The sequence below is a fragment of the Paenibacillus caseinilyticus genome (genome assembly GCF_027533645.1).
Taxonomy (GTDB): domain Bacteria; phylum Bacillota; class Bacilli; order Paenibacillales; family NBRC-103111; genus Paenibacillus_G; species Paenibacillus_G caseinilyticus.
In genome coordinates, this window is sequence record NZ_JAQAGY010000048.1 from 1 (window position 1) to 1,588 (window position 1,588).

General features: G+C 49.3%; 1 protein-coding gene. It reads left to right on the forward strand.

Annotation, left to right across the window (positions count from 1 at the left end):
• The first annotated feature begins 257 nt into the window (after window positions 1–257).
• Entirely contained in the window at window positions 258–1,481 is a 1,224-nt protein-coding gene (locus O9H32_RS32725) for an IS110 family RNA-guided transposase (RefSeq protein ID WP_269870245.1), read from the forward strand.
• Window positions 1,482–1,588: the final 107 nt, after the last annotated feature.

Below are 1,588 nucleotides of genomic sequence, written 5' to 3' on the forward strand. Positions count from 1 at the left end.
TTAGCCATCCATGCCCCTGCCGGGGCACCACAGAATAATGAAAATTTTACTGAGACGTTCTATACTATTCTTACGGCTGGTGAGGAAGGTCGTTAAGCTATGGTGTTGCGAACCCATCCGTTAGTCTGACTACGACGATCATGGTGCACCACGGTATGTCGCTCCTCTTTAGGAAGCACGCGGGGTAGAGTAATCCTTTTCTGGTTGTTGCACCAGTCCTCCATTTTATTTGCCGTAGAAAGGTGAAGGTGAGTTTTATGGATATCCTGATCGAGCGCGCTTGCGGTTTGGATGTTCACAAGAAGTCCATCACCGCTTGTGTCATGACTTCTGAAGTAAAGGAGATTAAGACGTTTCGTACGCACACGGTTTTCCTACTCGACTTGATTGATTGGATCAAGCAGCATCGCTGTACGCACGTGGCCATGGAGAGTACCGGTGTCTTCTGGAAACCGATTGTAAATCTGCTTGAAGCCGAGGAGATCGAGTTCCTTGTCGTCAATGCTCAGCATATTAAAGCAGTCCCAGGCAGAAAGACGGACGTGAAAGATGCTGAGTGGATCTGTAACCTTCTGCGTCACGGTTTGCTCAAGCCCAGCTATATTCCAGACCGTAACCAACGAGAACTTCGCGAATTAGTCCGTTACCGCCGAAGCCTGATTCAGGAACGATCCCGTGAACACAACCGGGTCCAGAAGGTTCTGGAAGGCGCGAACATTAAGCTCGCTGCCGTTGTTTCCGACATTATGGGCGTAAGCAGCCGCGATATGATAGGTGCCATGATCGAGGGTGAAGAAAATCCAGAAAAGCTGGCCGCCTTCGCAAGACGAACCTTAAAGAAAAAGAAAGAAGAGCTAGAATTAGCCTTGCGGGGGAACATGAGTGCACACCAGAGGATTATGCTGAAAACCATGCTTACTCACGTCGACTTTCTGAATGAACAAATCCTTGAGCTGGACACGGAGGTAGCCAAACGGCTCGACCCTTTTCAGCAAGACATTGAGCGGCTAGATACCATTCCGGGAATTGGCCGACGTACTGCGGAACAAATCTTGTCTGAGGTTGGAACCGATGTTGGTTCTCGCTTCCCTACCGCGGCTCATCTCTGTTCATGGGCTGGCCTTGTTCCGGGTCAAAATGAAAGTGCCGGAAAACGAAAGTCCTCGAAAACGCGCAAAGGCAACAAGTATCTCCGAGCGGCACTTATTGAGGTTGCCCACTCCGTATGCAGATCCGACAACTACTTGGGAGCTCAGTACCGACGCATCGCCTCCCGAAAAGGCCGACACCGAGCAGCCGTGGCAGTCGCCCACTCCATCATGATCATTGCTTACCATCTTCTCACACGCAAAGAGGACTACAAAGATTTAGGCAGCCATTACTTTGAGCAGCGACAGCAAGAATCGATTGTGAGACAAGCCGTACGAAGGCTTGAGAATCTTGGTTTTCAGGTTGCTCTCTCTTCTTCAGAGGCCTCTTAACGCTTTTACATAAATCCAAAGAAGCACAGTTTTTAAAAAACATAAAAGCTGGGCTTAGTTTCGTGCTGCCATTTTCGGGTCTGTGCTAAGAGTAATTTTCGGGGTAG